Source organism: Amycolatopsis acidiphila (genome assembly GCF_021391495.1).
Taxonomy (GTDB): Bacteria; Actinomycetota; Actinomycetes; order Mycobacteriales; family Pseudonocardiaceae; genus Amycolatopsis_E; species Amycolatopsis_E acidiphila.
Genome location: NZ_CP090063.1, coordinates 4,144,215 through 4,164,779 on the forward strand (window position 1 = coordinate 4,144,215; position 20,565 = coordinate 4,164,779).

General features: G+C 70.5%; 18 protein-coding genes and 1 pseudogene. 7 read left to right on the plus strand and 12 right to left on the minus strand.

The window, feature by feature from the left end; all coding sequences use genetic code 11:
- Positions 1-37 precede the first annotated feature (37 nt).
- From LWP59_RS20205 to LWP59_RS20215, 3 genes are all read left to right on the plus strand, one after another.
- A complete protein-coding gene (locus tag LWP59_RS20205) occupies positions 38-742 on the plus strand; it encodes a FadR/GntR family transcriptional regulator (protein WP_144637055.1) in 705 nt (234 codons plus the stop codon).
- On the plus strand, positions 739-1,707 hold the full coding sequence (locus LWP59_RS20210) for an acetamidase/formamidase family protein (protein WP_144637057.1): 969 nt from the start codon (positions 739-741) through the stop codon (positions 1,705-1,707). The genes LWP59_RS20205 and LWP59_RS20210 overlap by 4 nt, the downstream gene beginning before the upstream one ends.
- Positions 1,708-1,917: 210 nt before the next feature.
- Positions 1,918-2,673: a hypothetical protein gene (locus LWP59_RS20215; RefSeq protein WP_229857496.1), complete on the plus strand. Its 756-nt coding sequence runs from the start codon at positions 1,918-1,920 to the stop codon at positions 2,671-2,673.
- Between the two features lie 66 nt (positions 2,674-2,739).
- Here the strand turns inward: LWP59_RS20215 and LWP59_RS20220 are convergent, their stop codons facing one another.
- The 4 genes from LWP59_RS20220 to LWP59_RS20235 all read right to left on the minus strand — a co-directional run bounded on the left by LWP59_RS20220 (position 2,740) and on the right by LWP59_RS20235 (position 9,712).
- Complete coding sequence (locus LWP59_RS20220; RefSeq protein ID WP_229857558.1) at positions 2,740-4,962, minus strand: transglycosylase domain-containing protein; 2,223 nt, start codon at positions 4,960-4,962, stop codon at positions 2,740-2,742.
- 116 nt (positions 4,963-5,078) lie between these two features.
- Entirely contained in the window at positions 5,079-6,299 is a 1,221-nt protein-coding gene (gene fdhA / locus LWP59_RS20225) for a formaldehyde dehydrogenase, glutathione-independent (RefSeq protein WP_144637063.1), read from the minus strand.
- 189 nt (positions 6,300-6,488) lie between these two features.
- Positions 6,489-7,844 carry a chitinase gene (locus LWP59_RS20230; RefSeq protein WP_222425494.1) on the minus strand — a complete coding sequence of 452 codons (1,356 nt, stop codon included), beginning with the start codon at positions 7,842-7,844 and terminating at the stop codon, positions 6,489-6,491.
- A 14-nt stretch (positions 7,845-7,858) separates the two neighbouring features.
- Positions 7,859-9,712, minus strand: coding sequence for a ricin-type beta-trefoil lectin domain protein (locus LWP59_RS20235; RefSeq protein WP_144637065.1), 1,854 nt, complete (start codon positions 9,710-9,712; stop codon positions 7,859-7,861).
- A gap of 214 nt (positions 9,713-9,926) precedes the next feature.
- On the opposite strand from LWP59_RS20235, the gene LWP59_RS20240 reads away from it, so the two are divergent.
- Complete coding sequence (locus tag LWP59_RS20240; protein ID WP_144637067.1) at positions 9,927-10,388, plus strand: DoxX family protein; 462 nt, start codon at positions 9,927-9,929, stop codon at positions 10,386-10,388.
- Here LWP59_RS20240 and LWP59_RS20245 read toward each other — a convergent pair.
- A complete protein-coding gene (locus LWP59_RS20245) occupies positions 10,357-11,145 on the minus strand; it encodes an SDR family NAD(P)-dependent oxidoreductase (protein WP_144637069.1) in 789 nt (262 codons plus the stop codon). The genes LWP59_RS20240 and LWP59_RS20245 overlap by 32 nt on opposite strands.
- A 29-nt stretch (positions 11,146-11,174) precedes the next feature.
- Between LWP59_RS20245 and LWP59_RS41090 the strand changes: the two are divergent.
- The 3 genes and pseudogenes from LWP59_RS41090 to LWP59_RS20255 all read left to right on the plus strand — a co-directional run.
- Positions 11,175-11,384: pseudogene (locus LWP59_RS41090) on the plus strand (ATP-binding protein); the annotation flags it as partial.
- Between the two features lie 221 nt (positions 11,385-11,605).
- Positions 11,606-12,268, plus strand: a complete 663-nt coding sequence (locus tag LWP59_RS20250; protein WP_229857495.1) for a hypothetical protein — start codon at positions 11,606-11,608, stop codon at positions 12,266-12,268.
- A gap of 114 nt (positions 12,269-12,382) precedes the next feature.
- A complete protein-coding gene (locus LWP59_RS20255) occupies positions 12,383-12,505 on the plus strand; it encodes a ribosomal protein bL36 (RefSeq protein WP_144637075.1) in 123 nt (40 codons plus the stop codon).
- Between the two features lie 64 nt (positions 12,506-12,569).
- On the opposite strand, the gene LWP59_RS20260 is transcribed toward LWP59_RS20255, so the two are convergent.
- From LWP59_RS20260 to LWP59_RS20290, 7 genes are all read right to left on the minus strand, one after another.
- A complete protein-coding gene (locus LWP59_RS20260) occupies positions 12,570-12,881 on the minus strand; it encodes an EthD family reductase (protein ID WP_144637077.1) in 312 nt (103 codons plus the stop codon).
- A gap of 535 nt (positions 12,882-13,416) precedes the next feature.
- Positions 13,417-14,901 (minus strand): MFS transporter, encoded by a 1,485-nt coding sequence (locus tag LWP59_RS20265; RefSeq protein WP_186383179.1) that lies wholly within the window; start codon positions 14,899-14,901, stop codon positions 13,417-13,419.
- A 132-nt stretch (positions 14,902-15,033) separates the two neighbouring features.
- The gene (locus LWP59_RS20270) at positions 15,034-16,026 is read right to left on the minus strand and encodes a PHP domain-containing protein (RefSeq protein ID WP_144637081.1); all 993 of its coding nucleotides are present in this window, start codon (positions 16,024-16,026) and stop codon (positions 15,034-15,036) included.
- Between the two features lie 42 nt (positions 16,027-16,068).
- Entirely contained in the window at positions 16,069-17,760 is a 1,692-nt protein-coding gene (gene groL / locus LWP59_RS20275; RefSeq protein WP_144637083.1) for a chaperonin GroEL, read from the minus strand.
- 14 nt (positions 17,761-17,774) lie between these two features.
- Positions 17,775-18,800, minus strand: a complete 1,026-nt coding sequence (locus LWP59_RS20280; RefSeq protein WP_144637085.1) for an NAD(P)-dependent alcohol dehydrogenase — start codon at positions 18,798-18,800, stop codon at positions 17,775-17,777.
- A complete protein-coding gene (locus LWP59_RS20285; RefSeq protein ID WP_144637087.1) occupies positions 18,797-19,522 on the minus strand; it encodes an iron-sulfur cluster assembly protein in 726 nt (241 codons plus the stop codon). Before LWP59_RS20285 ends, LWP59_RS20280 begins: the two co-directional genes overlap by 4 nt.
- Positions 19,519-20,556, minus strand: coding sequence for an amidohydrolase family protein (locus tag LWP59_RS20290; protein ID WP_144637089.1), 1,038 nt, complete (start codon positions 20,554-20,556; stop codon positions 19,519-19,521). The genes LWP59_RS20285 and LWP59_RS20290 overlap by 4 nt, the downstream gene beginning before the upstream one ends.
- Between the last annotated feature and the right edge of the window lie 9 nt (positions 20,557-20,565).

Here is a 20,565-nt window from a genome sequence, read left to right on the forward strand (position 1 = left end):
GGGCTGGCTGAGCCACTCATCCACTAGGCTGGGCGGCGTGTCCGATCCGCTCCGCCCGGTCGCCCGGCCCCGCCTGTACGAACAGGTGGTGACGCAGCTGCGTGCGTACGCCGACGCGGCGGGCCTGAAGTCCGGCGACCGGCTGCCCTCGGAACGGGACCTCGCCGACCGGCTGCGCGTCAGCCGCGCCTCGCTCAAACAGGCCATCGTCGTGCTGGAAGTACAGGGGCTGGTGGAGATCCGGCACGGCGGCGGCACCTACCTGCGCACCGACAGCCTGTACCCCGAGCCGGTGGAGAGGCTCGTCGAGCGACGCCGGCGGCTGCCGGACGTGCTCGACGCCCGCGAGGCGATGGAGACCAAGCTCGCCGAGCTCGCCGCCGTCCGGCGGAGCGAAGCCGACCTCGCGGAACTCGACGCCGCGCTCTCGGTGATGCGCGCCGAGATCGGGCGGGGGGCGTACGGCGAGGACGGGGACCGCCGCTTCCACGCCGCGGTGACAGCCGCCGCGCACAGCGAGCTGCTGGCCGACTTCATGGCCAAGATCGCCGACCAGATCGCCGAGACCCGGCACGAGTCGCTGCACCAGCCCGACCGGCCGCCGCAGTCGCTGGCCCAGCACACCCGGATCGCCGAGGCGATCCGGGCCCAGGACGCGCCGGCCGCGGCCGAGGCGATGCGGGCACATCTGGACACCGTCCGGCGCGTGCGGCTGCTGAGCTGGGACCCGGACGAGACATGACCGGCGGCGCCGCACGCGGCGAGCGTGATCCCCGGAGCGCCGCGGACGGCACCAGGCATCGACTCGATCCCTCCCCCGCCACCACCGTCGCGGTGTTCAGCCGCGACACCCCGGCGGTGCTCACGGTCGACTCCGGCGACACGGTCGTCGTGACTTCGCTCGACTCACACGGCAGCCTCGAACGGCACCGGGTGCCGGGCGACCGGCCGCCGAAGATGTTCGAGAACCGCCGGGGCCATTGCCTCACCGGTCCCATCGAGGTGCGGGGCGCGGAGCCGGGCACGGTCCTCGCCGTGCGGCTGACGTCGATCCGGCCCGGTGACTGGGGCTGGACCGTCGCGGCCTCGAAGGACAACTGGCTGTCGCGGCGACTCGGGGTGGCCGAGGGGCCGCCGGCGTGGCTGCTGTGGGAGCTGGACGGCGAGACGGGCACGAACAACCTCGGGCACACGGTGTCGCTGGCACCTTTCCTCGGGGTGATCGGCCTGCCGCCCGCGGAGCCGGGCGAGCATTCGACGATCCCGCCGCGCACCGCGGGCGGCGGCAACATCGACTGCCGCGAACTGGTGGCCGGGTCGACGCTGTACCTGCCGGTGACGGTGCCCGGCGCGCACCTCCTGCTCGGCGACGGCCACGCCGCCCAGGGCGACGGCGAGGTCAGCGGGACCGCGATCGAATGCCCGATGACGACGGAGGTGGTGCTGGAGGTGCTGCCTTCGGCGCCGGTCCCGGGGATCCACGCGCAGACCCCGCGCGGGCGCGTCACGTTCGGCTTCTCGGCGGACCTGAACGAGGCCATGGGCGACGCGCTGGACGGCATGGTCACCTGGCTGCAGGCCCTGCACGACCTCGACCGGCCGACCGCGCTGGCCCTCGCGAGCGCCGCGGTGGACCTTCGCATCACCCAGATAGCGAACGAGACCTGGGGCGTGCACGCGGTGCTCCCGCACGGCGCCATCCGCTGAGCCGGCCGGCTACCGCGTATCGGACAGTCATCCATCGTGTATCAGCGTGGCGGGCAGGGCATGGAGCGAACCCACCCCGGCGGGTTACGGCGACGCGTTCGAGCAGGACAGCAGGGTGCGGCGGCCATCCGCCGCCGCTCGATCCCACACTGTTGCCTTAGCCGCCTGCTGCTATAAGAAGTCGTGCGGGTTGCTCGGTGGGGATGTGTGGTGGTCGTGCTCGCCGTGCTCGCGGGCGGGGTGACGTGGCTCGTGCTCGCGCTGCGCAAACCGCCCGCGCCGGCCTGCGGGACGCCCGACTACAGCCTCTCTCCGCAGCAGGCCCAGAACGCGGCGACCATCGCGGGCGTCGGCGTGCGGCTGGGGATGCCCGACCACGCGGTGACCGTCGCGCTGGCGACCGCGTTGCAGGAGTCGAAGCTGCGGAACCTGACCGGCGGCGACCGGGACTCGGCGGGGCTGTTCCAGCAGCGCCCGAGCCAGGGCTGGGGGACCTACGAGCAGGTCACCGACCCGGTGCACGCGGCGAACGCCTTCTACCAGCGGCTGCGGGCGCAGCCGGACTGGACGCAGCTGACGGTCACGCAGGCCGCCCAGCTGGTGCAGCGCTCGGGCGCGCCCGACGCGTACGCCCAGTGGGAGCCGGAGGCCCGCGCGCTCGCGGGGGCGCTGACGGGCGAGACGGCGGCCACGTTCACCTGCCACGACCTGGCGCTCGACACGACCGGGGCCGCCGGCCTGGTGACGGTGGCGAACGCGGAACTGGGCACGGCGGTCCTGACCGGCCCGCACGACCCGGCGCGCGGCTGGGCGCTGGCCACCTGGCTGGTCGCGAACGCGACGCGGTTCGGGGTGGACAAGGTGACCTTCGACGGCCGGACGTGGACGTCCGCCGGCGGGTCCTGGGAAAGCACCGGCCCCGCCGACGGGCGTCTGTCACTGCACCAGGCGAGCCCGCCCGGGTGACCATCCCGCCGCACACCCGGTCGCTCGCGCCCGGCGTTTCCGGCACCGCAACGGAACCCGGGACTCCTACCCCCGCACCGGTCTGTGCCGGGACACCGACGTCGGGGTGTCCTCCGTCGTACAGCCGTTCTCGTCGCAGCTCGGCGGGATGAACGTGTCCCCCGGGCGGCTCGACGGCGGCTCGCTCGTGCTCGTCGTGTCGGTCGGGCTGTCCGACGTCGGCGTGGGGGTGTCGCTCGTCGGGGGTGGCTCGGTCGTGGTCGGGGTGGTCAGGTCCGGTGCCGCCGGGAATCCCTGCGCGGGCTTCCCCTTGAGGTAGTCGTCCATGTATGCCTGCCAGATGTAGCCCGGCTCCTCGCGGCCGTAGACGTCGTAGCCGCGGTTCTTGCCCTTGCCGTTGTGGTAGTTGCCGTAGATCGCGGCAGGTTGTTTCTTGTTCCCGAACCACACCGCGGTCACCACCTGCGGGGTGTAGCCGACCATCCAGGCCTCGGAGTTGTGCCCGGTGTCGCCGAACTGGGCCGTACCGGTCTTGGCCGCGTTCGGGCGCGCACCGGAGAGCCCGTCACCGGAGGACGACGCGACCGAGGTCATGGACTGGGTGACGGTCGCGGCGATCGCCGAGTTCGTGGCCGGGTCGTCGGAGAACGCCGGCTTCGGTGTGGTGGTGAACCCGTAGATCGGGTTGCCGTTGTCGTCGGTCACCCGCGCGACCATGTGCAGCGGCACGTACTGCCCGTTCGCCGCGAACGTCGCATATCCCTGCGCCTGGTCGATCGGGCGCACCGCGTACTGCCCGATCGAGATGCCCAGCTCCGTGGTCCCGTTGCCCGTGCCGTCGGCGTCGTCGTTCTGCAGCGAGTCATACCTCGCGCCCAGCGACGTCGTGATCTGCTTCGGGATCCCCGCGTCCCACGCCGCCTGCCGCACGTTCGACACCCCCACGTCGGCACCCATCCGGTAGAACACCGTGTTCACCGACTGGGTCATCGCGTCCTTCACGGTGATCTGCGGGGCGCCCTCACCGTCGGAGTTGTGCACCAGCTGCCCGGCGATGGTCTGGTTGTCGCTGCCGTCGTAGACGGTGTTCAGCCCGATCTTGTCCGGCTGGGTCCGCACCCCCGCCGCCAGCACGTAGGGCTTGAACGACGAGCCCGGCTGCTGCGGCGTGGTCGCCAGGTCATAGGAGGTGGAGCCGTCCCCACCGTAGTAGGCCAGGATCTCCCCGGTCTGCGGGTTCGCCGAGACCAGCGCGCTGCCCTCGTCCGGATACTCCTTGTCCGCGGCCATCACCTTCGCCACCGACTGCTCCGCCGCCTGCTGCGCGTCCGGTGTGATGGTCAGGTAGACCTTCGCGCCCCGCGCGGTCAGCGACTGCTCGGAGTACCCGGCCTGGGCCAGCTCCGCGAACGCCTGCGACACGATGTACTGCCGATCGGCCAGGCTCGACCCGCCGTTCTTCGCCGTGCTCGCCACCGGCACCGGGAACTGCGCCGAGGCGAACTCCGCCTGCGACAGCCAGTGGTTCGCCAGCATCCGGCCCATCACATAGGTGTAGCGGCGCTGCTGGTAGGCGGGGTTGTCCGCCTGCGCCGGCAACTGCACCAGACCCGCCAGCAACGCCGCCTGCTCGTTGCTCAGCTGCGACACGTCCTCGTTGTAGTACGCCCGCGACGCCGCCTGCACCCCGTACGCGCCACGTCCGAAGTAGACGGTGTTCAGATAGGCGGTCAGAATGTCCTCTTTGGAATACGTGCGGGTCATCTTGTACGACTCGACCATCTCCACGAACTTCCGCGAGAACGTCGGATCGTCATTGCCCGTCGCCTTCTTGACGTACTCCTGCCCGATGGTGGAACCACCACCGGTACCACCCGTCACCCGGTTCCACACCGTGCGCAGGATCGCCTTGATGTCGAAACCCGAGTTCGTCATGAACGTCTCGTCCTCGGCCGCGATCTGCGCGTTCTTCATCGACTGCGGGATCTGCTCCCACGTCACCACCGTGTGACTCTCCGCCGTGGACTTCGTGTACAACGTCGAACCATCGGCGTAATACAACGTCACCGGCTGGTTCAAACTCGCCGCCAACGCGTTCGGATCCGGCACAGCCACCATGAAATACCCGATCACGAACGCCGCGACCGGCACGAACATACCCAAACCCAGCACGACGTAAAGAGTGCGGCGCACCCGGCGCCAGACGGTCTGCCGCCGGCGCAGCCGGTCGCGCGCCTCCTGCCACCCCGGCCTGCGGGGCGGAACCCCGCGATAGCCACCGTCGTCCACCAAGTCGACCTCCGCACTGTCACACGCGGCTGCCGGCGGGTTGGTTCGGCTGCACGCTGAATTCCGCCCGTCACTCTAGTGGACGGCGGGCGGAACCCAGTGTGCCAAGGGCCGTGTCAGTTCTTCGCGAGGACTCCGTGCGGGTCGAGCACGTACTTGCGGGCCGCACCGCTGTCGAACTCGCGGTAGCCGCGCGGCGCCTCGGTGAGCGGGATCGGCGTGGCGTTGACGGCCTTCGCGATCTGCACCTTGTCGTGCAGGATGGCCATCATCAGCTGCCGGTGGTAGCGCATCACCGGGCACTGCCCGGTGGCGAAGGAGTGCGACTTCGCCCAGCCGAGGCCGATCCGGATCGACAGCGAGCCCTCGCGAGCCGCCTCGTCCGCCGCGCCCGGGTCGCCCGTGACGTACAGGCCGGGGATGCCCAGCGCGCCGCCGGCACGCGTGACATCCATCAGCGAATTGAGCACGGTGGCCGGTTTTTCCGTTTCCGCGTCCCGGCCGTGCCCGCGGGCCTCGAACCCGACGGCGTCCACGCCGGAGTCGACCTCGGGCACGCCGAGGATCTCGGCGATCTGGTCCTTCGGGTCGCCCTTCGACACGTCGACGGTCTCGCAGCCGAACGAACGGGCCTGGGCCAGCCGGTCGGGGTTGAGGTCGGCGACGATGACCACCGCCGCGCCCAGCAGCTGCGCCGATGCCGCCGCGGCGAGCCCGACGGGTCCCGCGCCCGCGATGTACACCGTCGAGCCCACCGTGACCCCGGCGGTGACACAGCCGTGGAACCCGGTCGGGAAGATGTCCGAGAGCATGGCCAGGTCGAGGATCTTGGCCATCGCCTGGTCGCGGTCGGGGAACTTCAGCACGTTCCAGTCGGCGTAGGGCACCAGCACGTACTCCGCCTGCCCGCCGACCCAGCCGCCCATGTCCACGTACCCGTAGGCCGAGCCCGGCCGGTCGGGGTTGACGTTCAGGCAGACCCCGGTCTTGCCCTCCTTGCAGTTGCGGCAGCGGCCGCAGGCGATGTTGAACGGCACCGACACCAGGTCGCCCTCGTGCACGAACTCCACGTCACGCCCGGTCTCGACCACCTCGCCGGTGATCTCGTGCCCCAGCACCAGCCCTTCCGGGGCGGTCGTGCGCCCGCGGACCATGTGCTGGTCGCTGCCGCAGATGTTGGTCGCCACGTTCTTCAGGATCACGCCGTGGTGGACTTCGCGTCCGACGTTCGCCTTGTTGACCCCGGGGCCGTCGCGCAGGACGAAGGTCGGATAGTCGATGTCCTGGACCTCGACGGTGCCCTTGCCGACGTATGCAACGGCCTTGTTGCCCGTCATCGTGCACCTCGTTTCGTCGTCGAACCGTCCTGCCAGCCTAGACACCGGCGCGGCGCGGCCCTACCGCCGAACGCGGTACCCTGTTCGGTCCACTGTGGACGAAACGGAAGTGGGACCCACCGCCGACCCGGTGGGTCCCACGTTCGGGAGCGCTCCTCCTACCCTTCGTGCCTGGAAGTCCTCATGGGTTCACCCGGCGTACTTCGCGAACACCTTCGTGTAGTCCCAGTTCGACTGGGAGACGCCGGAGCACGAGTCGGCCGCGCCGGACGTGCACGGGCGGTCGCGGTTGACCGACCAGAACGTCAGCCGCGCGAGGTGGTGGGCGTTCGCGTAACCGAGGATGGTGTTGAAGTCGGCCACCGTGATCGTCTCGGAGTTCGGCGGGTCGGTGAGCCCGTTCATCGACGAGATCCCGCTGTGCCGGTACGCGGTGTCGTCGCTGTAGCCGTAGGCGCTCTTCAGGGCGTTCTTGAGCCCCTCGGCCGCCTGCGTGGTCAGGTTGCCCATGTTCTGCCCGGCGCCGCCGAAGTCGAACGGCATGATCGTCCACGCGTCGGCGGTGAGCCCGGACGAGGCGGCCCGGTTGATCAGGCTCGTGTCGGGACCGGACTGCCCGGTGCCGATCGTGACGTAGATCTTGATCGACGGGTTGTTCGCGCGGATCGTCTTCAGCGCGTCGACGGTGCGCTGCTGCACGGTCGGGTTCGAGTAGGCGTCGGCCTCGATGTCGATGTCGATCGCCTTGAACCCGAAGGTGTTGATGACGCTCTGGTACGCCCCGGCGAGCGCGCCCGCGCTGGTGCAGGACTGCTCGAGCTTGTTGCCGCTGTACCCGCCGAAGGACGGGACCACGTCGCCGCCACCGGAGCGGATGGTGTTGATCGCGGACTGGTCCGCGCCCCCGGTCAGCGCCCGGGAGCCGTCCCACTGCGGGTTGCACGTCCCGTTCGAGAGCACGAACGCCATGGTGAACCACTTGACCCCGGTCGCGGACATGACCTCGGCCGGGTTCGGCGGGCTGCCCCAGCCCTCGTAGAGGTACGGCGCGACGGCCATCGGGGCCGCGTCCGGGTTCGTGGTGCCGCCGCCGGCCGGCGCGGACCACTGCTGGTTGGCCGCGCCGGTGCAGCTCCAGATCTGCAGCTGGTTGCCGTTGGCGGTGCTCCAGCCGGTGTCGTCGAGGCACTTGCCGGACCCGGTGTTCACGAGCTGCTTCGAGGACGTGTAGGCCCAGCTCTGCGCACCGGTGCCGTTGCAGTCGTACAGCTGGACCCTGGTGCCGTCGGCGGTGCCGGCCGACGCGACGTCGAGGCACTTGCCGAGGGCGCGGACGGTGCCGTCAGCGCCGGTGGTCCACTGCTGGGCGCTGCTGCCGTTGCAGTCGTAGAGCTGCACGGCCGTGCCGTTGGCGCTGCTCGCGGAAGCCACATCGAGGCATTTGCCGCCGTAGCCGGTGATCTGGCCGGTCGCCGCTTGGGCGGCGAAGGGGGACAGCACGGTCAGCGCGAGCGCGCCGGCCGTGGCGAGGATTCTCATGCGCATCGGTCAACTCCGTTTCAGGCGGGGACGGTCCACTTCTGGTTGCCGGTGCCGGTGCAGGTCCACAGCTGCAGCCGGGTTCCGTTGGCGGAGCTCTGCCCGGTCGCGTCCAGGCACTTGTTCGCGGCCGGGTTCAGCACGTCCCGGGCGGCGGTGACGGCCCACTGCTGGTTCGCCGTGCCACCGCAGTCCCACAGCTGCAGCTGCGCGCCGTCGGCGGTGGAGTGGTTCGTCACGTCGAGGCACTTGCCGAGCGCCCGCAGGGTGCCGTCGGCGGCGCGGGTCCACTGCTGGGCGACGGTGCCGTTGCAGTCGTAGAGCTGGACCGCGGCACCGTTGGCGCTGCTGCCGCCCGCGACGTCCACGCACTTGCCGCCGATCCCGGTGAACGGACCGGTGGCGCCGGTCCCGCCCTGGGTGCCGGACCAGGTGAAGGTCGCCGAGGTGTTGGCGGGCAGGTCGTAGCCGAAGGACCGGCCACCCCAGTTGACGCGCACGTTCTGCGTGGCGCCCGTGGTGTTGAAGGCGATCAGCGCCTTGGAGCCGTCCGGGTTGCTCCAGGCCACGTTGCGCACCGCGGCGTTGTCGTTCGAGTCGATCCGGACCGCGCCGGGCTTGACGAACTTCGTCAGGTGGCCCATGTCGTAGTACTCGACGGTGTAGTCGACCTGGCCGCTGCGGGAGTCTCCGTTGTGGACCGTCACGAGCCCGGTGCAGGTGCCGCAGCCACCGTCGTGCGGGCCCATGTCCTGGTCCACCGCGAGGCTCCACTTGACCACGCTGCGGCCCCAGTTGCGGGTGTAGTCGACGATGTTCGCCATGTCCTCGGCCTGCTGGTCGCTCACCCAGGTGCCGCCGGAGTGCTCGGTGTCGTAGGCGTTCAGGGACGGGTACTGGTTGTGCACGGTGGTCTGCTGCGTGACGTCGCCGCCGTAGCCGTGCCAGGCCATCCCGCCGAAGTTGGGGTCGTCGCGGATGCTCGCGTCGTCGACGGTGGGCTGCGCGTACCCCGCGTACTGGTCCCAGTTCCAGTCCAGCGCCAGCACCTTGGTGTCCAGGCCGGCCGCGTGCAGCGCGGGCAGGAGGTCGGTCTTGGTGAAGTACTGCAGCCCTGAGCCGTTCCAGCTCATCGACGGGTACCCCGCGCAGCAGGTCGGCTCGTTCTGCGCGGTCACGTAGTCGACGTGCAGCCCCTGGGCGGCGTAGGCCTGCAGGTACTTCACGAAGTACTGGGCGTAGGCCGGGTAGTACCGGGCCTGCAACCAGCCCTGGACGAGGCTGTCGTCGTCCTTCATCCAGCCCGGGGCCGACCAGGGGGTGCCCATGATCTTCAGCGCCGGGTTGAGCTGCTTGGCCTGCTTGGTCAGTGGCACGACGTCGACGAGGTCGTGCGAGATGGAGAAGTCCGCCAGGTTCGGGTCGCTCTGCCCGGCGGGCATGTCGTCGTAGGAGTAGCCGTAGCGCGCCAGGTCCGAGGAGCCCATCGGGTTGCGCAGGAAGCCGAGCCCGATACCGGTGTCCGGATCGAAGAGCTTGCGCATCGTGTCGTCGCGCGTCGCCTGCGAGAGCGCGCCGCTGGAGTTCATCAGCCAGGCAGCGGTGTCGGTGAACGACGCTCCGCCACCCTCGAAAGTCTGGTATCTCGTGTTCTCGTCGACGGAGATCGTCTGACCGCCGCTGCCGGTGCCGGCCGTGAACGCGACCGGCGACTGCTGCTGCAGTCCCCTGGTCACGTTGACGCCGCGGGAGTCGTTCGTGGTGGTCAGCCAGACATTGACGGTTTCCCCGGCCGCCTGGGCCGGGATCGTGACGAGGAGCCCGGCCAGCAGGGCCAGGAGCGCGAGGAGAGGGGCCGACCGGCGGGGGGACATCGGCGTGACCACCAGTACTTGGTTTGTTGGAGGTGACAACGAAGTATGCATGGTCTGGACCAACCTCACAAGGGGCCGGTTGGTCCGAACCCCACCGGCGCGCCGGAACGCCAGGAACGAACACCGCAAAAAAAATCTTGGCAGGTCGTGTCGATCCGGCCGGGGTCCGGTTCGACGTCCGGGTAAAGACCGAGAACCCGGAAGGACAGGACCGATGACCACGACCTCGACCACCCCCGTCACCCGCAAGCCCGCCACCACCAGCAAGTCCGCCAAGCGCACCGAGTACGCGCTGAGCGCCCTGCGGCTGGTCTCGGGGTTCCTCTTCGCCTGCCACGGCGCCCAGGGTCTCGGCGCCCTTGGCGGCGTCGACAGCCACGGCACCGCCGTGCCGTTCGGGCTGTGGCCGGCCTGGTGGGCCACCATCATCGAGCTGGTGGCCGGAGTGCTGGTGTGCCTCGGCATCGGCACCAGGCCCGCGGCGGTGCTGTGCTCGGGCGTCATGGCGTACGCCTACTTCACCGTGCACCAGCCGCTGGGCCTGCTGCCGCTGCAGAACATGGGCGAGCCCGCGGCCCTCTACGCGTGGATCTTCCTGCTGATCGCGGTCGCCGGGCCGGGCAGGCTCGCCCTGGGACGCCTGCTCAGCTCGGGAACATCCCGCTCGTCACGTTGACGAAGGTGCCGGTGATCGCCCCGGCGAGGTCGGAGGCCAGGAACGCGGCGGTGGCCGCGACCTCCGCCAGCCGCGGCGAACGGCGCGTCATCCGCATGCCGTCCAGGTGCTGCAGCAGTCCCCCGAACGCGGCCTCGTCCATGACGGGGCCGCCGCTGTGCGCGGCGATCTTCTCCGGGGAGAGCGTCTCCGGCAGCCCGGCGGTCCAGATGCCCAGCACCCGGACGCCCTGCGGGCCCAGCTCCGCGGCGAGGTTGCGGACGAGCATGTCGGTGGCGGCGTCGGCGGGGCCGGTGCCGCCCATCATCGGGCTGCCGTAGGCGGACCCGCTGTCCAGCGCGAGGATCACGCCGGAGCCCTGCTTGGCCATGTGCCGGGCCGCGGCGCGTGCGGTGATGAAGTTGGCCGTCAGCCGGGTCAGCACCGGGCGGGTGAAGTCGGCGGTGGTCATGTCGGCGAGCGGGATGCCCTGCAGGTCGCCGCCCGAGACGAGGTTGAACGACACGTCGATACCGCCGGCACTCTCGGCGACCGAACGAGCGTGCTCGTCGACGGCGTGCTCGTCCAGTGCGTCGAGCACCGCGACCTCGGCCTGCCCGCCCGCGGCGGTGATGTCCGCGGCCACGGCGTCGAGCGGCTGTCTGGTCCGGCCGGCGAGGAAGACCCGGGCACCTTGCTCGGTGAAGGTGGTGGCGACGGCGCTCCCGATCGAGCCCCCGGCACCGTAGATGATGGCGTTCTTGCTGTTCAGTGTCATGGCCGGAACTCTATGGGCGCGCCATGGCCATGCTGAGGGGGCGGGACGCGGAGCAGGGTGCGATCGGCGCGCTGCTGGCACGCGCCCGCGACGGCGCGAGCGGCGCCCTGATCCTGCGGGGCGAGCCGGGCATCGGCAAGACCGCGCTGCTGGCGGAGGCGGTACGCGGCGCCGGCGGGATGCGGGTGCTGCGAGGCGCGGGGGTCGAGTCCGAGACGGAGCTGCCGTTCGCCGGCCTGCACCTGCTGCTGGGCCCGGGGCTGTCCCGGCTCGGCGCGCTGCCGCCGCCGCAGCGTGCGGCACTGTCCTGCGCGTTCGGGCTCGGCGGAGCCGGCGGTGGCGACCGGTTCATGATCGGCGCGGGTGTGCTGTCGCTGCTGGCCGAGGTCGCCGAGGAAGCCCGCTGCTGTGCGTCGTCGACGACGCGCACTGGCTCGACCGCGCGTCCGCCGAGGCGCTGTTGTTCGCCGCGCGGCGGCTGGACCGCGAAGACGTCGCGATCCTGTTCGTGGTGCGGGACTACGCGGACGCACTCACCGGGTCCGGCCTGCCCGAGCTGCACCTGTCCGAGCTGCACCTGTCCGAGCTGCACCTGTCCGGGCTCGACGAGGACAGCGCGGCCGCACTGCTCGGCGAAGACCTGCCGGCGTCGCTGCGGGCGCAGCTCATCGCCGAGACCCGCGGGAATCCCCTCGCGCTGCTGGAACTGCCGCCGGTCGTCGCGGCGCATGGGACGGGACCCGGACCGCTGCCGCTGACCACCCGCGTGCTCGACGCGTTCCACCACCAGGTCCGTTCGCTGCCGCCGCCGACGCGCACCCTGCTGCTGCTCGCGGCCGCCGACGACACCGGCGAAGCGGCGACGGTCCTGCGCGCCGGCGCCGAGCTGGGGCTGGGGCCCGGCGACCTGCACCCGGCCGAGGAGCGGCACCTGGTGTCGGCCGCGCTGACGTTCCGGCATCCGCTGATCCGCGCGGCGGTTTACCACGGCGCGCCGCCGGCCCAGCGCATCGCGGCCCACGGCGGGCTCGCCACCGCACACGCCGCCCGCGGCGACGAAGACCGCGAGGCGTGGCATCGCGCGGTCGCCGCGTCGGGTCCCGACGGCGTACTACACGGGTGAGACGTTCAAGCCGGCCGCGCGCGGGTCCCTGTCGGCGGTGCTGCACCACGACCGGTGGTAGGGAATGCCGCGGGGAACGGGGAGGTTGTAGCGGATGCAGAGAAAGGAGCGAACATGAAGGCCAGGAACTCGGTCAGGTCGCTCAAGCAGAAGCCAGGGGCCATCGTGGTCCGGCGGCGGGGGCGCACCTTCGTGATCAACAAGCGTGACCCGCACTGGAACGCCCGCCAGGGCTGACGTTCCCCCGATTTCCGAGAGCCCCGTGGACGAGCCGTCCACGGGGCTCTCGCGTCGTGCGGGCCTACACCACCTTCTCGACCTCGGCGAAGCTCATGTGGACCTCGCCGGGCCCGGCGAGGTTGGGCACGTCCGCTCCGCTCGCCCGGCCTGCCTCGGTGCCCAGCGCCGCGAGGGCGTCCTCCTTCGTCTCCCAGTCCAGCACCGCGACGACGAAATGGTCCGGCTTCGACCCGTCCGGGCTCTCGCACACGCCCCACTCGAAGGCGAGCAGGTTGGGCACCTTCGCGGTGAGCGGGGCGTGCACCTCGCGGTAGTGCCGCAGGAACTTCTCCGGGTCTTCGGGGTGGTCGTAGACGACGGTGAGGCGGTACATGGCGGGCCTTCCTGTCTGGTGCACGTGCGCCTCCATCATGTGGGCCCGCGGCCGGACCGGCCAGCCGCCCACAGGTCGGCGCCGGCCGGCCGGGGTGCTCCGTGACGATCTTCGCCAGCTCGGGCACGCTCTCGCTGAAGTTCGTGGCGTAGCCGCGCCGGCGGACGGCCACCAGCTGGCGTTGCGGGGTCGCCACCGGCGCGCCGCCCGGCGACGCGGGCAGGTCGCGTGGGTACAGCGCGGCCACCTGCGCCGTCGACAGCTCCGCCGGCAGTGCCTGGGCGCTCTCCACGCCCAGCTGCTCGGCCGCGTCACTGACGCGCAGCCGTTGCCGCTGCGCCAGCAGTTCCAGCAACCGCAACACGTTGTCCGCCGAGTCAACCGGTATCCCGAGTATCCAGCACCGCAGAACGGTAGGACGCGAGGATTCCGCGGTACGGGGACTTCGACACAGGCGGGGGCCTCGGGGAGGTTTCTCAGCAGCGGGCGGTAGTGCCGCGCCGACGGCACCGCTGGCGAACGCGGAGGTCAGGGGTTACGGCGAAGCCATCTTGCGGCGCTGATCAGCGGCGAAGACCGTCACGACGAGGACGGCACACACCGCGCAGAGGGCGATCCCCGCCAGGCCCACGACGTTGATCGCCTTCATGAAGCTCAGATGGGCCGAATCCAGCAACGCCTCCGCATCCTTCGGCGGCAGCCGCTGGGCGGAGACGACGGCGCCGCTGATCCCGTCGCGCGCGGCCGCCACGGCATCGGCAGGCACGGAGGCGGGCACGGCCAGGCCGCTTCGATATGCAGCCGATCCCGCCGCCCCCAGCAAGGCGAGGCCGAGTGCCCCGCCGAGGTTGCCGTTCGTGGTGACGATCGAAGCGGCCATCCCGGTCTTGGCGGCAGGCACCGCTCCCATTATGAGATTGGTACCCAAGACCATGACGGGTGTTACCCCGAGGGATATCAGGGCGTACCCGGCGTACACCAGGAGCAGCGAACCCGGGTTGCGAGCCAGACAGAACGCGAAGCAGCCCGACATCGCGCAGATCAATGCGATCAGCAAGAGCGTGGTGGCAGAGTATCGGACGATGAGCCGCGCGGCCATGATCGAGGCGACGATCGTGAGCAGGACATTCGGAATCAACGACAAGCCCGATTCCGCCGGCGAAAAGCCTCGCACCATCTGAACGAAAAGGGGAACGAAGAACGCGGCACCGCCCAGGACGAGGCCGCCCAGCAACATGGCGGCAGAGACGACCGTGACGGAACGGTCGCGAAGAATCCCGAAATCGAACAGCGGATCCGCGCAACCACGTTGCCGCAGAAAGAACACGACGGCACCGGCAACGCCGGCCAAGATCGCTACCGCCGGCGGCGCACCCGGGCCGTACCTCGCGAATTCCTTGATTCCGTAAACGGCGATCAACACGGAGGACACCGCCAGCACCGCGCTGACCAAGTCCGGCTTCGACGCACCGGCAACCCGCTTGTCGGACAATAGGAACCGGCCTGCGATGAGCAGGGTCGCCATGATCGGGACGTTCAGCAGGAAAACGGCACCCCACCAGAACTGCTCGGCCACAAATCCGCCGAGCGGTGGCCCCGCCGCCGCTCCGGCGAGCATGGCGCACGTGCGGGTGGCGATCCCCACACCTCGTCGTCGGCGATCGCTGAAGGTGGTGCCGATGAGACCGAGGCTCAACGCCATGATGACCGACCCCGCGAGCCCCATGACCGCCCGGGCGATGATCAACATCAGCACGGACTGCGCGAACGCGGCGAAGAACGAAGTACCGGAGAAGACGGCCGCTCCCACCAGCAGGAGCTTGCGCTGTCCCACCCAGTCTCCGAACGCGCCCATGGCGACGAGGAAGCCCGCGAGCATGAACACGTAGATGTCGGCGATCCACAGTTGTTCGGTACTGCTCGCACCCAGATCGGCGCTCAAGGTCGGAAGGACGATCACGAGTGAGCTGCTGTCGACGGCCACCGCGAAGACCGGCAAGGACAGCAAGGCCAACGTCACCCAACCGCGGACCCCGGATTCAGCACCACCGGTCCGAGTTTCGAGTCGCATCGCGGCCTTCCGCCAGAGAACTTGCCAGCAGAAGAAAGTCTCGCAAGCTGCCACGGCCGGATCACGGTGCCGAATTCCGGCCTAACCCCCAACCCCCAGCTCCTCCGCCGTGCGGGTGTTGCGGATCCGGTCCGCCCCGATGCCCGCCGCCTCGGCGCGGGTGCAGCCCAGGGTGAGCCAGTCGAGCTGGCCGGGGGCATGGGCGTCGGTGTCGATGGTGAACTCGCAGCCCACCTCGGCGGCCAGCTCGAGCAGGTCATCGGGCGGGTCCCGGCGCTCCGGGCGGCAGTTGATCTCCACCGCGGTGCCCGACTCCCGGCACGCTTCGAACACGGCCGGGGCATCGAAGGCCGACTGCGGGCGCCCGCGGCCGGTGACCAGCCGGCCCGTGCAGTGGCCCAGCACATCGGTGTGCGAGTTGCGCACCGCCGCGATCATCCGCGGCGTCATCTCCCGCGCCGGCATCCGCAGCAGCGAGTGCACGCTCGCGACCACCACGTCCAACCTCGCCAGCAGATCGTCCCGCTGGTCCAGCGAACCATCCTCCAGGATGTCGACCTCGATACCGGTCAGGATCCGGAACGGCGCGAGCTCCTCGTTCAGCCGCTCGACCAGATCCAGCTGCGCCACCAGCCGCTCGGCGGACAGGCCGCGCGCCACCGTCAGCCGCGGCGAGTGGTCCGTGAGGGCGATCCACTCGTGCCCCAGCTCCCTGGCCGCCTCGGCCATCTCCCGCGGCGGGCTGCCACCGTCGGACCAGTCCGAATGCGTATGGCAGTCGCCGCGCAGGGCTGCCCGCAGCGCCGACGGGGCCGTCGAGGCCGCCGCCGAAGCCAGCTTCTTCAGGTACGCCGGCTCCTCACCGGCCGCCGCCTGGACGATGACCTGTGCGGTCGCGTCGCCGATGCCCGGCAGCGCCTTCAGGGTCCCGTGCGCGACCCGGTCCGCCAGCTCCGCCGCAGGCAGGTCGTCGACCACGGCGGCGGCGCGCCGGAAAGCCCGTACCCGGTACGTCGGCGCGCCACCCCGCTCCAGCTCGAACGCGATCCGCCGCAAGGCCTGTGCCGGGTCCATCCCTCTGCAGTACCACGACCCGGCACAGCGCACCCGCCCGGCTCAGCCGACCGAGGGGCCCATCCCGAGCGACTGCGGCGTGCTGGAGTCCGGCGAGGGCTGGTGCAGCCCCTCGTCCAGCGGCCCGTACTCCGTCATCAGCGCGGCGCTGCCGCCCCACGGGGTCTGCTCCTCCGCGATCAGCGAGTTCGTCGTGAGCAGCAGCCCCGCCACCGATGCCCCGTTCTGCAGCGCGGAACGGCACACCCGCAGCGGGTCGATGATCCCCATCTCGATCATGTTCCCGTAACGCTCGAGCAACGCGTCGAAGCCCTCGTCGTCGCCCAGCCGCCGGACCTGCTCCACCACCTCGTGCGCCGCGTAGCCCGCGTTGCGCGCGATGAGGAACGCCGGCTCGCTCAGCGCGCGGCGCACGATGTCCGCACCGGTCGCGTAGTCGCCGTCGAGGCCGTGCCCGGCCAGCACCTTCTCCGCGTGCAGCAGCGCCGCCCCGCCACCGGCGACGATGCCCTCCGCCATCGCCGCCCTGGTCGCCGAGAGCGCGTCCTCCACCCGGTGCTGCAGCTCCTTCAGCTCGGCCGGGGTCGCCGCGCCGACCCGGATCATCGCGACCTTGCCCGTCAGTGCGCCGATCCGGTCGGTCAGCACGTCCTCGTCGATGCCGAACTGCGCGCGCTCCAGCTCCGCCCGCAGCTGGTTGACCCGGAACTCGATGTCCGAAGAGGACCCGGCCCCGCCGACGATCGTGGTCATGTTCTCGGTCACCCGGACCTGCTTGGCGCGGCCGAGGTGCTCCAGCGTCATCGTCTCCATGGAGAACCCGGAGTGCCGCGACAGCACCGCGCCACCCACCACCGCGGAGAGGTCCTCGAGCTTGTGCAGCCGCCGGTCGCCGAACCCGGGCGCGCGCACCGCGACCGACTGGAAGGTGCCGTTGACGTGGTTGTGCACCAGCATGCTCAACGCCGACCCCTCGACGGTCTCGGCGATGAGCACGAGCGGCCGCGGTGCGCGCATGATCTTGTCCAGCACCGGCATCAGCTGCTGGACGCTGGTCACCTTCTCCGCGCACATCAGGATGTACGCGTCGTCCAGCACGGCTTCCAGCCGCCCCGGGTCGGTCACCAGGTACGGCGAGAGGTAGCCGTTGTCGAACTCGAAGCCCTCCACGAAGTCGACGGACATCCCGATCTGCGGCGACTCCTCGATGGTCACCACCCCGCCGTCGCCGACGGTGTGCAGTGCCTTCGCGATGACGGCGCCGACCGCGTCGTCGTCGTTGGCGGAGATGGCGGCGACGCGTGCGTAGTCGGCCTCGGTCACCACCGGGTGCGCCGCCTTCTCCAGGTGCTCCACCAGCCTGCCGACGGCGTAGTCGATGCCACGCTTGACCAGCACCGGGTTCCCGCCGCCGCTGATGGCCTTCATCCCCTCGCGCACGACGGCCTGCGCGATGACCGTCGCCGTCGTGGTGCCGTCGCCCACGACGTCGTTGGTCTTGATCGCCGCTTCCTTGACCAGCTGCGCGCCCATGTTCTCGAACTGGTTCTTCAGGTGGATCTCGCGCGCGATGGTGACGCCGTCGTTGGTCACCACCGGCGAGCCGGTGATCTTCTCGATGATCACGTTGCGGCCCTTGGGGCCCAGGGTCGACTTGACCGCCTCCGCGAGCTTGTCCACTCCGGACAGCAGCAGATCGCGGGCTTCCGAGCCGAAACGCAGTTCCTTGGCCATCGTGCTCCTCCAGCTCAGGGGGTCAGGATCGCGCGGCCGCGAACCCGGCCGGCGTCGAGATCGGCCAGCGCGTCGAGCGCGGCGTCCAGCGGGTACTTCCTGGTGTGCAGGGTGACCTTGCCCGCCTGCGCCAGCACCATCAGCTCGACGAGGTCGTTGTAGGTGCCGACCAGGTTCCCCACCACGTTGCGCTCGGTGGAGATGATGTCGATCGTCGGGATGTCGAGGTTGCCGCCGTAGCCGATGACGAAGTGCGAGCCGTCGCGGCGGGTCATGGCGAACGCGTCCTGCTGCGCGCCCTGCTCGGCGACGAAGTCCAGGACGACCTCGGCGCCGTTCCCCCCGGTCAGGTCCAGCACTGCGGCGACCTGGTCGCCGTCGGCGAGCACGGTCTCGTCCGCGCCGAGCTCTGCGGCGAGCTTCAGCGCGTCGGCGTTGCGGTCGACCACGACGATCTTGGTCGCGGTGAGCGCCCGCAGCGACTGGATGCCGATGTGCCCCAGCCCGCCGGCCCCGTTCACGACGCACACCGTGCCGGGGTACAGCAGCGGCACCGCCTTGCGCACCGCGTGGTAGGCCGTGATGCCCGCGTCCGCGAGCGCGGCCACGTCCTCCGGCCGCGTCGCCGGGTCGAGCTTGATGCAGGCCCGGGCCGAGGTGAGCAGGTACTCCGCCATCCCGCCGTCGGTGTCGATGCCGGGGAAGGCGTTGTTCTCACAGTGCATGTCGTTGCCCGCCCGGCACGCGTGGCACAGCCCGCAGGTCGGCGTGGGATGCAGGATGACCGTGTCGCCGACCTCCACATTGGACACCGCGGAGCCGACCTCGTGCACCCAGCCCGCGTTCTCGTGCCCGATCGTGTAAGGCAGGGTGACCCCGGACTTCTCGGCCCACTGCTGTTCGATGATGTGCAGGTCGGTGCGGCACACCCCGGCCCCGCCGATCTTGACCACGACGTCGAAGGGCCCCTTCGCGGTGGGCTCCGGCACCTCTTCGATCACGGGCTGCCGGTGGTACTCGTGCAGCCGGACGGCTTTCATCCCGTGCCCTCCTCTTCCTGGATCTGCGGATAACGCACACGCAACATGCCGCGGCACACCCCGGAGTTGGCCTCCATGCTGGTGCGGGTGAGCCGGGCGAACGCCAGGTGCCGCCGGGCCTCCCCCGGCTCGATCGCCCCGCCGCTCGCCGGGTCGACCAGCAGCGGGTCGCCGTCCCCGGCCGGCAGTCCCAGCTCGCGGCGGCGGGCACGCAGCCGCTCCGCGTCGGGGCCGGCCGGCAGGTCGCCGAGCGTGAGCCCCGGCAGGGCCGCGGCCGCCACCCCGGCGGACAGCAGCGCGCGGCAGACCCGGTCGGTGCCCGCGAACACGGCCTTCCGCAGGAAGTCCGCGCGCAGGCTGTCCAGCTCGTCCGCCGCCTCGCCCTCGAAAGACGCGACGAAACCGGAGCGCGCCGCCACGCCCCGGTTGATCGTCTCGGCCGCGAAGTGGTCCTGCAGCACCACCTCCACCTCGCTGATGCCGGGCACCGCGGCGACGGCGTCGAAGGCGTCCGCGACCATGAGGAAGGCGAAGTTCGGTGCGCAGAAGTAGGTGGGCAGCCGCAGTTCCACGTGCGCTCTGCCCGCCGCGCCGACCTCGCACCGCGCGACGAACCCGAGATCGGTCAGCGGTTCGTCCAGTTCGGGGTCCCGGACGGTGCCGAGCGCGGACCACACGGCGGTGTGGTCCGCGCTGACACCCTTGTCCTCCAGTGCGGTCATGGGTTCGGCACACCGACGGGCTCGACGACCTTCGGCGCGTCGAGCCGCAGCTCGGCCGGCACCTCGATGTCGTACAGCCGCGCCGCGTTGAGGCCCAGGATCTTCTTCTTCTGCCCGACCGTCAGCGGCGGGAAGTCCGACAGGTCCTCGTCAGCGGGCATGTTCCAGTCGACGAAGCCCTCGACCTGCCACTTCGGCTCCCAGATGGCGTAGTCCGCGCCGAAGATCAGCTTGTCCTCGCCGAGCCAGAACATCAGCTCGCCCATGACCTTCGCGAAGAACTTCGGCCGGGCGTGCATCAGCCCGCCGACGACCACCGCGAGACCCGCGTACACGTTGCGCTCCTGCGTCGCCATGAAGCAGAAGTCCTCGATCCGCGGCAGCCCGACGTGCTCGACGATGAAGTTGAGTCCCTGGAAGTTGGTCGCGACGTGGTCCACGTCGGACACGTCGAACGCGTCCTTGTCCAGCGGCCAGATCGTCGGTCCCTTGTGGATGTGGACGTTCTTCACACCCAGCTCTTCGCACTTCTCCAGGTACCGCGCGGCTTCGGGGTCCTTCAGGCTCCAGCCCCGCGAGTCGCCGCGCCATTCGGCGGTGTAGAGCTTGACGCCCTTGCAGCCGTACCGCTTGACCCGCTCCTCGAAGGCCCGCATCCCCGCGTCGCCCTCACGAGGGTCGAACGTGGTGTTGACCAGGAACTGCCCCGGATGCCGCTCGGCCATCGCACCGTCGGCCTCGGTGGTGTTGAAGCCGTTCTTGTACCACTGGCGCAGGTTGGTGGGCTGGAAGATGGCCTTGTCGACGTGCCCGGCCTCGAACAGGTCGTGCATCATCAGTTCCTCGGAGTACTTCTGGAACCGGTCGATCGGCCAGTGCGTCTCCTTCGGCCCGAGTCCCTGGTAGGCGTGGAAGCACTCGATCCAGCCCTTGGCGTACTCCTCCTGCCCGCGCACCCAGTTGTCCGGGCTCGCGTCCCAGAAGTGGGTGTGGGCGTCGACGACGAAGTACTTCTCGCCATCCTTTTCGTACATGTGCGCTCC

Bases quoted from the DNA above. Each gene is read 5' to 3' on its own strand.
- LWP59_RS20290 (WP_144637089.1), bottom strand. From the start codon at position 20,556: ATGTACGAAAAGGATGGCGAGAAGTACTTCGTCGTCGACGCCCACACC.
- LWP59_RS20270 (WP_144637081.1), bottom strand. From the start codon at position 16,026: ATGGACCCGGCACAGGCCTTGCGGCGGATCGCGTTCGAGCTGGAGCGG.
- LWP59_RS20245 (WP_144637069.1), bottom strand. From the start codon at position 11,145: ATGACACTGAACAGCAAGAACGCCATCATCTACGGTGCCGGGGGCTCG.
- fdhA (WP_144637063.1), bottom strand. From the start codon at position 6,299: ATGACGGGCAACAAGGCCGTTGCATACGTCGGCAAGGGCACCGTCGAG.
- LWP59_RS20240 (WP_144637067.1), top strand. From the start codon at position 9,927: ATGACCACGACCTCGACCACCCCCGTCACCCGCAAGCCCGCCACCACC.
- LWP59_RS20210 (WP_144637057.1), top strand. From the start codon at position 739: ATGACCGGCGGCGCCGCACGCGGCGAGCGTGATCCCCGGAGCGCCGCG.
- groL (WP_144637083.1), bottom strand. From the start codon at position 17,760: ATGGCCAAGGAACTGCGTTTCGGCTCGGAAGCCCGCGATCTGCTGCTG.
- LWP59_RS20255 (WP_144637075.1), top strand. From the start codon at position 12,383: ATGAAGGCCAGGAACTCGGTCAGGTCGCTCAAGCAGAAGCCAGGGGCC.
- LWP59_RS20285 (WP_144637087.1), bottom strand. From the start codon at position 19,522: ATGACCGCACTGGAGGACAAGGGTGTCAGCGCGGACCACACCGCCGTG.
- LWP59_RS20235 (WP_144637065.1), bottom strand. From the start codon at position 9,712: ATGTCCCCCCGCCGGTCGGCCCCTCTCCTCGCGCTCCTGGCCCTGCTG.
- LWP59_RS20230 (WP_222425494.1), bottom strand. From the start codon at position 7,844: ATGCGCATGAGAATCCTCGCCACGGCCGGCGCGCTCGCGCTGACCGTG.
- LWP59_RS20280 (WP_144637085.1), bottom strand. From the start codon at position 18,800: ATGAAAGCCGTCCGGCTGCACGAGTACCACCGGCAGCCCGTGATCGAA.
- LWP59_RS20260 (WP_144637077.1), bottom strand. From the start codon at position 12,881: ATGTACCGCCTCACCGTCGTCTACGACCACCCCGAAGACCCGGAGAAG.